At 61.2% G+C, this 9,079-nt stretch carries 8 protein-coding genes; 4 read left to right on the top strand and 4 right to left on the bottom strand.

Annotation, left to right across the window (positions count from 1 at the left end):
- The 3 genes from Q3981_RS09390 to Q3981_RS09380 form a co-directional block, all read right to left on the bottom strand.
- On the bottom strand, positions 1-2,627 hold a 2,627-nt coding region (locus tag Q3981_RS09390), incomplete at its 3' end, for a glycosyltransferase family 87 protein (protein WP_303125601.1).
- A gap of 236 nt (positions 2,628-2,863) precedes the next feature.
- Positions 2,864-3,553, bottom strand: coding sequence for a CPBP family intramembrane glutamic endopeptidase (locus Q3981_RS09385; RefSeq protein WP_303125605.1), 690 nt, complete (start codon positions 3,551-3,553; stop codon positions 2,864-2,866).
- A gap of 55 nt (positions 3,554-3,608) precedes the next feature.
- A complete protein-coding gene (locus Q3981_RS09380; RefSeq protein ID WP_303125599.1) occupies positions 3,609-5,072 on the bottom strand; it encodes an amidase in 1,464 nt (487 codons plus the stop codon).
- 114 nt (positions 5,073-5,186) lie between these two features.
- Here Q3981_RS09380 and pheA point away from each other — a divergent pair, with 114 nt between their 5' ends.
- The 4 genes from pheA (at position 5,187) to Q3981_RS09360 (ending at position 8,694) form a co-directional block, all read left to right on the top strand.
- Positions 5,187-6,374, top strand: coding sequence for a prephenate dehydratase (gene pheA / locus Q3981_RS09375; RefSeq protein WP_303125597.1), 1,188 nt, complete (start codon positions 5,187-5,189; stop codon positions 6,372-6,374).
- 103 nt (positions 6,375-6,477) lie between these two features.
- Positions 6,478-7,404 (top strand): histidine phosphatase family protein, encoded by a 927-nt coding sequence (locus Q3981_RS09370; protein WP_303125595.1) that lies wholly within the window; start codon positions 6,478-6,480, stop codon positions 7,402-7,404.
- An 86-nt stretch (positions 7,405-7,490) separates the two neighbouring features.
- Complete coding sequence (locus tag Q3981_RS09365; protein WP_303125592.1) at positions 7,491-8,159, top strand: aminodeoxychorismate/anthranilate synthase component II; 669 nt, start codon at positions 7,491-7,493, stop codon at positions 8,157-8,159.
- Between the two features lie 25 nt (positions 8,160-8,184).
- Positions 8,185-8,694 carry a hypothetical protein gene (locus tag Q3981_RS09360; protein ID WP_303125590.1) on the top strand — a complete coding sequence of 170 codons (510 nt, stop codon included), beginning with the start codon at positions 8,185-8,187 and terminating at the stop codon, positions 8,692-8,694.
- Positions 8,695-8,821: 127 nt separating this feature from the next.
- Here the strand turns inward: Q3981_RS09360 and Q3981_RS09355 are convergent.
- The coding region (locus tag Q3981_RS09355; protein WP_303125588.1) for a PASTA domain-containing protein at positions 8,822-9,079 on the bottom strand (258 nt) is incomplete at its 5' end.

The raw sequence follows: 9,079 nt of genomic DNA, 5'->3' as shown, positions 1-9,079 counted from the left end.
AAACCGGCCAGGCGACGACGTTCCGCCAGGACTATGGACCCGAAGGCGGGGAGTAGCGCAACCTGGAAATAGTGGGTCCACACCAGCCCAGAGCAAGCCGTCGCGATGCTCGTAATACCCACCATGAACAGCGGGAACGCATATTCCCGACGCACATACGCGGCTGCGAGGACCAGGATAGCCAGCAACGCTGCCAGGATGAGCGGAATCACCACAACCCAGGTCGGTGGATTGCGGATGATGGGCACCCAGACGTTGTCGTTGTCGCCAAGATGGCTTCTCAACATGATCGACGCGAAACTCTGGCTCTCCAGGGCGACAACGCGGGCGGAGGATAGATCGTGAATGACACGGATCCAGGTGCGGAAAACATCCGTACCCAGCGTGACCAGCGACACGAGGAACGCAATCACAGTGGTGACGACGGCGACGGCGGCTGTCCGGCGTGACCGACGGAAAAGGAACATTGCGGCGATCAGAGCGAAAGGACTCAGCTTTACGACGCTGACCAAGCCGAGGACAATGCCCGCCGAGCGGGGCCGAGTGCGCGCAGCGGCGATCGCGTAGGCAATGCCCGCGTAGATCAGCGGGCTTGTTTGGCCCAGACGAATAGCCATGGAAAATGGCGCTGACACCCAGGCCACCACAACGACGGGCAGCAGCAGAACGAGCGGGATAGGCCGCCCCACCCAGACGCGATAGGCGCAGGCGACAGTGATCACCATGGCCCAGCCAGACAAGAATCCCAGCGCGAGCGTCGAAAAGTCGTAGCTCATGATGCGGGTGATGAGGCTCATCACTTCGGCCACGATCGGCGCCTGAATAAATGGGTGAGGCAAGGGGGATGTCACGTGCTCATTGGCAAATGGTGCCCAGTACTCGCCGGCCCAGCGCGCAAAATCCTGATGGTTGTAATCGTAAATATGGTTCTTATCGCCTTGCGCGACGAGTTTGCCGGCGATCCACAGTGAGGACCAATCATCTGTCTGTCGGTGGGAGTTCCACGCCAAGACAGTGATTAGTCCGGAAAGCATAGCAACGATATGACCCATTCTGCCGACGATGTGGCCACGCTGACGTGGCGATGAGCCAGAAATGAAGGTGGAATGGGGTGCGTTAGCGTGGGCGAACCAGCGGGTTACTGCGGAACGTGCGCCGGTTCGCGGGGTGGAGCGCCTAGCTATGGGTGTGCTGGTGCGCCTCGTTGCAGATGCCCCCGCACCCCACGGCGCCCGAAACTCCGGTGCAGAGTTGGGGAGCCCAGCGCTAGCCGCCCGACGCGCGGGCACCACAACAGCGGCTGCCAGCAGGAACAGCATGATAATCGTCGCCATCAAGGCCCCGCCGGGGACATAAAAGCCTGTTTGGGCAAAGTAGCGGTTATCGTGCTGCGACGAAATAACGTCGGAAAGCGGAGGGAAATAGAGGACGCTGACCATCGCAATGCAGGCCACCGCCCATTTGCGGCGAGCGGTCAGCGCGAACACGCCGAAGGCCGGCAACACAACAATGATGAAATAGTGCGTCCACACGAATCCGGAGAAACACGTGGCCACGCACATGGCGCCCACCATGATGATCTCGAAGGCCCGCCCCCGACAGCGGTACGCCGCGATGGCCAAGGCCAGGGCAATTACGGCGGCAAGCATCATCGGGGTGACCACCATCCAGCCGGGCGTGTCCTGGATAATCGGCGCGCCCGCGGGCCCCTCGTCGATAAGATGGCGCTTCATGATTGACACGAAGGTCTGGCTCGTCGGCGCGATCACTTTGAACGTGGAGAACATGTGTATCCGCGCACGCCAGATTTCGTGCAGTGGCCACCCCACGGTTAGTACGGAGAAGCCGAAGCAGAGGGCCGTTGTTGCGATAGCGATGAGCGACGTTCGACGTGACCGACGGAACAGCAGCATCAGCGGAATGAGCGCCAGCGGCGTGAGCTTAATGACGCTAACGACCCCTAGTACGATGCCCGCTGACCAGGGACGACGACGTGCTGCCGCGATGCTATACGCAATGCCAGCGGTGACCAAGGGCGTCGTTTGTCCCAATGTGATCGACCACTGGAATGGGGTGGAAAGCCACACCACCACCGTGACGCCGACCAACACGCCCATGGGGATCGGGCGGTGAAACCACACATAAAATGCGCTGGCCACCAGCACGACCAGCGCCCACCCCGACGCCACCGTCAAGAAGAACACCGATGTGTGGAATGACATTACGAATGTCAGGGCCTCAGCCATTTGAGCAACGAACGGTGCCTGAACAAACGGATGCGGTGAGGCTGATGTGACATCTTGCTGGGCGAACGGCTGCCAGAAAGGGCCTGCCCAGGCAGCGAAATCGTCGGGGGCGTAGTCGTAGATGTGCGGATCATCACCCTGGCGGAGGAGCTTGCCGGCGATCCACAACGCGGCCCAGTCGCCATTTTCGCGCGGGCCGTGCCAGATTAATTGCGTCAGAAGCCCGACAAGGAGGCCCAACACATGGGCCGGCCACCCGATAATCGCGGCTGAGCTGCTCTCCGAACTGTTATCTGAACCCCGGCTGTGTGCTCTGCTGAGTGCTTCACGGGCACGGCCGGTACCAAACCGGCTACCACTCCGAAGCGACAAAGCAGGCACAAAATTTCCTTCCGACAAAAGTATCGCTTACCAGTGATAACGCTGGCAGCACCCCGCGACGGCAGGGGATGTTCCGGCCTAGCGACTGACGCTCAGGCTCTGGGGCTGCGCTCATCCGGTTCATGCTCATCCGGCTCCGCGGAATATGCAGGTGACACAGCTACAGGTGAAACCAAGCGTTGAGTATATCGAAACGCGTGGGGCTAGAGTTACACGGCCTAGTGGGGGCACATCATCTACAGCCCCAGCCACGGCAGATGGCCGGCTAATAGCGCTGCGCCCACAAAAGCCACGCAGTCAATAACCGCGTGAGCAATGACCAGTGGCCACACACGTCCTGTCCGTTCGAAATACGTCCCAAAAACCAGGCCCATGATTGCGTTCCCCACGCCCGCGCTCGGGCCCTGGTAGACGTGATATAGGCCCCGCAACAGCGCCGACGCCACCACGCGTGGCGCCCCCGACACACCACACTGAGCCAAGCGGGTTTGCAACCACCCCACCACGACCACTTCCTCGGCCCAGGCCGTCGCGCACGCGGAAATGACCAGCAACACGTACGACCACCAGGCGCGGGCCCCCGCCGCAGGATCAACCGTCGCCGACAAACCCCACGCGCGAGCCACGCCATAAAAACACAGCCCGGGCAGGCCAATCGCCGCAGCGGCCGCCAGCCCATGCCACACGTCGGACAGTCCGGACCAGCGCAAAAACCGCAGAGGATTCGTCGTCACGGGATGAACCCACAACATATACACAGCCAGCGCACCCCAGGCCACCAAGGTCCCCGCCGACAACACCTGCAGCGACGCATCAAGCCACGCCGCCGGTGCCTGCGACGGATTCAGCTGCGCGGTCTGCCCCTTCAGCGGCGTCGGGGAGACCAGGGCCTCCACCAGGCGCAGCGTTGCCCGCAGCCCTGACATACCAAATGTCACGGCCAGGACAATGACAATTTCCCAGCGCAGCGTCGCGGTGACACTACTTTTCGACGATGAGCCCGACACCAAGAACCTCCCACGGCGACACACGATCCCCCACAGCGCCCACGTGCACACTCACCGGCCACCCGTGCCACGGGCCCTCAATCGCCGTCGTCACGACGGGAACCGAAAGCCCAGCCCAGCCCGTTAAATTCCACAACGTACACCACGGGGTCCACGCGGTTTGCGCCGCGAAATCCTCCTCGGGAGGCAAGGCCGTGAACGTGCCCACCGGCGGAGGCGGGTACGCAATGGTCGGGTTCAGCACAAGATCCACGTTCGCCGCATCAGACCATTGGCCGAGCACCAGATCAGGAAGCTCCCGAAGCCGGGCCAGTGTCTCTTCATACTGCTCGGCCGTGATCGTCGCCCCCAGGTCACGGAAATACGTGCTCAACGGGGACAACGCGCCATCAAGATTCCTGCACCGATAGGCCAGCACGATGCGCAGCAGCTCAATCATCTCCGGCGGATACGGGCTGGTCACAGGCACAACATCGTGGCCTGCCGCCCTCACACGATCGGCCGCAATCCGAAGCGCGCCCGTCATCAGGGAATTCGACGCCGGACGGGGCGCAGGGTGCGAAGCACCGTGGGGCGCTGGGGGCGTCGCATTCTGGCCCACACTATGCAGCGGCTTCGTTAAAATTCCTACACGTAGACGTCGAGAAGGAACACTCACATTCGGCGTCCCTGGAACCCACTCAGTCCGAGTCACACGCGGTTGACCAGGAAAAGTAATTAGCGACGACGCCACCGCGACATCTGCCACCGTGCGCGCCAGAAAACCATCCGCGCGCAGCTGCCCATCGGTCGGATCGTGCGGGGGCTTAAACCCGACGATCCCACAACAAGCGGCGGGGACGCGGATTGAGCCGCCTCCATCGCTCCCATGCGCCACCGGGACGATGCCGCGCGCAACCAGTGCCGCCGCCCCGCCCGACGAACCACCTGGTGTGCGCCCGGGCAACGCCGGATTAACAACCGTCGGAAGATGGGTCGGTTCCGTGTAACACGATAAGCCCAGCTCAGAGGTGGCCGATGCTCCGAAAATGGTGGCGCCGGCGTCCAATAACGCGTCCGCGACGGGGTCGTTCTTCTCCGGTACCGACACGCGATCGGCCGAACCCTGTGTGCAGGGAATCCCCTGTACAGGGAGCAAATCCTTAATCGGAATAGGCAAGCCGGCGAACGGGCCACTACTGCGCTGAGCGCTCGGATAGGTGACCGGAATGTCATCCAGGGCAAAACCTAGCTCTTGTGTGCTCAGCCCGGTTGACTCCCGGGTGGCTTGCACACGGTCCCGCGCGAGGTTCGCCAGCGCATCCGGGGAAAGACGCTGGTCACGACTGTGCTGGTCAGAAGGTGTAGCGGTGTCCTGGGTTCCGACGCGACGACGCCCACCGCGCACCATAGCGAGGATATCGGTCAAAGGGGCGTCCAACACGTCGTGGAAATCCATACCTGACAGCCTACGGGGAGGCAGATACGGTTGCGCCACCACCACCTTGTCTATCTGATTCTTGATTCCCGGTGGTTTAGGGTTGAAGAGAACACCACGACTTAGGCAGGTGGAATGAGTAGCGAGCAGTCAAGCAGCGTGGGCCCGCACCAAACCAGTCACGAACCCGGAACGGCCGAGCGCGACACTCCCGTCGTCGCATTTCTTGGGCCGTCAGGGACGTTTACGGAAATGGCCATGCTGGAATTCGCAGGTCATGGGTGGTGCGATACGCCACCCCAGGGCACAAGGACGGGGGCTGCTGGGCCAGAAACCACCGGCGTGGGAGCCACCGAGCCCATCACCGCACACGGTCACCGCATAGTTCCGCTCCCCGTCGACTCGCCTCAACACGCTGTTGACGCTGTTATTTACGGCCGCGCCGATTGGGCGTGCGTTGCCATTGAAAGCTCAGTTGAAGGTCCTGTCACCAGGACTTTCGATGCGCTCGCGGGGTCGCATCCGTTGCAGATCTACCGTGAGATTGCCATCCCGATCGCCTTCTCTATCCTCGTCCGGCCGGGCACCCGCCCCGAGGACATCGCCACCTGGAGTGCGCACCCCGTCGCTCGTCCCCAAGTGACATCGTGGGTTGATCACCACCTCCCGCCGGCCGAGTTCGTTGCCGCCCGATCCAATGCCGCAGCTGCAGAGATGGTTGCTCGAGGAGAGGTCGACGCCGCCGCAGCGCCTGCTCGCGCCGGGCAGCTGTACGGTTTGAACTCCTTAGCTGATGGCGTTGCTGACGTTGCCGGCGCGCAGACTCGCTTCGTGTTAGTGGGAAAGCCGGGCAAACCCACAGCTCACACGGGCCGTGACCGCACGTCGGTCGTCTTTAATGTCCGCAATGAGCCGGGCGCGCTGGCTCGAACGCTCACGGTGGTGTCGTCGAACGGTGTGGATTTGACGCGCATCGAGTCCCGCCCCACGCGGAAAGCGCTGGGAGAATACCGCTTTTATATGGACATGAGCGGGCATATCTCTGATCCCCATGTGGCAACGGCTTTGCAGCATTTGCATAGAACGGTCCAGGTGTTGCGCTTCCTCGGGTCATGGCCGATGGACGACGGGCTCCACGTGGCGACGACGTCTGGCCAAGTGGCTGCGTCCGATACTGTAACGACGTCCGATACTGCGGCTCCGTCGTCCACAATGAGTCCGGATAAACCGTCGACGGCAACACCCGCTGAGTGGTTCACCGCGCAGGAGTGGGTTGCTCATCGGGCGGAAGGGACCGCCCCGGAGACAGATGTCCTGTGGTAGAGCGTCATAACGCCGGACCGTCGAGCCGGCGGCACGTGGCGAGCGAGTGCAGAACGAGTACAGAGAGAGTACAGAATGATGACAAACGGCTGGAGGAAAACAGGTGAATAGCGTGGGTGCAACAGTCAACAGTGGCACATCAAACAGCGGCGTATCGGGGGAGAAACAGCAGGGCGCGCCCCGCGGACGGCTGATTCTTTTCCGCCACGGGCAGACGACGTCCAACCTCATCACCGCTCTCGATACCGCTGTGCCTGGCGCCGATTTAACGTCAATGGGCGTTGAGCAGGCTTTTACCGGTGGCGAGCGAATCGTTGCCGACGGCACCCTCTCTGGAGCAGGCATCGAGCACCAAAACCATGCCCCAACGGGCTCACCGCGCCCGGTCATTATCAGCTCGGAAGCCCTCCGCGCCAGGAAAACCGCCCGGTTCGCCGCGCAGGGGATGGTGAACCAGGGCGCATCGGTATTTACCGCGTCGCCGTCGCCGGATGGGGTGAAGACCGCCCCCATCACGGCTGAGCCGGATGATCCCACTGTGCCGACGGCTATCCCGGGTTTGACCGAGGTCACCGCCGGTGATCTGGAAATGAACACCGACATGGAGTCGATACACACGTATCGCTACACCCAGTTGCAGTGGTCGTCGGGAAAGATGGATATGCGCATGCCCGGCGGGCAGTCCGGGTGGGAAACACGCCGTCGCTTCCTGGAGGGCATTACCCCGATGCTGCCGCTCCTTGTCCCGGGTGCGGTGGGGTCGGATACGAGTACGCCGAGTGATCTTATCGTGGTCGTTCACGGTTCGGTGATGCGCTTTATCGCTGGTCAGCTGGCTGGTGTGGAGGCCCATTTCGTGCAGGACGGTTATGTGTCGAATTGCCGGTGGATTGTGTTGGACTCCCCGGCATCGCTGGATCTGGCTGCGGCGGCGTATTCAGATGTTGACCAGTCGTGCGGTTCGTGGCAGGTGAAGCAGTGGGCGTGGTTGCCGGGTGATCGTGTCCGCTTGAAGGGGTCTGCTCAGTAACGCTCAGTAATCGGCGGTGGCTGGGGGTGGCCAGTGATAGCTAGGTAGCTACGCTGCGAGTTCGGTGTGCCGTTAGTATTGCCGGTATGCGGATTCTCGTCGTCGATAATTATGACAGTTTTGTGTACAACCTTGTGCAGTACATCGGGCAGCTGGGGGAGACGTGCACGGTGTGGCGTAACGACGACGACCGTTTGGTGGATTCTGCGGAGGATCGGGCCGCGGGCCGGTCGGTTGTTCAGGATTTCGACGGGGTGTTGATTTCGCCGGGGCCGGGGACTCCGTCGGCGGCGGGGCAGTCGATTCCGCTGATCAAAGCATGTATCCGCCATGAGATCCCGATGTTGGGTGTGTGTTTGGGGCATCAGGCGCTGGCCGAGGCTTTGGGCGGTTCGGTGGTCCGTGCGGACGAGTTGTTGCACGGGAAGACGTCGCCGGTGTGGCATGACGGTACGGGTGTGATGCGTGGTTTGCCGGATCCCGTGACCGTAACGCGATACCACTCGTTGACGGTGGATGAGGCGTCGCTGCCGGAGGAGTTGGTCGTAACCGGCCGGTCGGATTCGGGGATGGTGATGTCCATGCGGCACGCGTCGCTGCCTTTGCATGGTGTGCAGTTCCACCCGGAGTCGATTATGACGAGCTGCGGCCACCGGATTGTGGCGAATTGGATGGGGTGCGCTGGTTTCCCTGTCGACGAGGAACGCGTGCGTGAGCTGGAGGATCGGCATAACGCTGTCTTGTCGGGGCTGTAGTTCGCGTGAAAGTGGCTACGTATGAATGGGTTTTCGTGAGGAATTTAAGTCTGAATTAGAATTTCTGGGCGTGGCGCTGAACACCAATAAGAACGAGATTGAGGAGCAAAAGCGTAACTTTCGTTCTCGCATGGCTGTTGCACAGCTCTTCCGCTCGTTTCTTAACCACACCGGTGAGCGTGCTCGCCTAATAGAGCGGCTTGGTGTTGAGACCATGCCTGTCATCATTCCGGCACTTGGAAACACGTTGGCCTCCGATATACGAGAGGCTGCTAACCGCCACTTTGAGACCGGCGAAAAGCATGTCATTGTTCCCGTTTGCCTGCCTGTCCAGGAGCCCGAGAGCATCAAGCTGTGCGTGCTCGTAGTTTCAACGCACGGCGCTAAAACTCTTTGGCAATTGGATATGAACGAGCTTCACGACAGCATTGATATGGCTCAAGTCGTGGAAGCTCTGGACTCTACCAAGAAGTGGGATGTTGAGGAGCTCGACCTCCAGCAACAGGAATTAAAAAACTTGGAGGCCTTGGTTTAATCGACGAGGGTTTAGCTGACAAGTAAAAATCAAAACCACAGCCCCGGGCGCTTTGTTGTGCCTGGGTCTGTGGCTTTTTAGTGAGTTGGTGAACGGAACATGTGCACTAATTCACCAACCCCTCGTTTTATGGCAGGAGGCTAAATGAGCCGACGCCGACGTCGATCGTAGAGTCTTTGTCGACGGCCTGACCAGCGGGGATCGACTGAGTCATGATCTCGTTGATCTTGGTGAGATCGTTCGTCTTCTGATCGTGCGTGGTCAACCGGGCGGTCCCACCGGTCCATCCAGCCGAGCGGAGCGCGGATAGCGCCTGGCTGGTGCTTTGCCCGACGAGGTTAGGCATGGTCAGCTGGTTACCGCGGGAGACCTGAAGCTCGATCGT

Source organism: Corynebacterium sp. (assembly GCF_030530965.1).
GTDB lineage: Bacteria > Actinomycetota > Actinomycetes > Mycobacteriales > Mycobacteriaceae > Corynebacterium.
The sequence above is the reverse complement of the archived record's forward strand: the minus strand, read 5'-3'. Positions and strand labels throughout refer to the sequence as shown.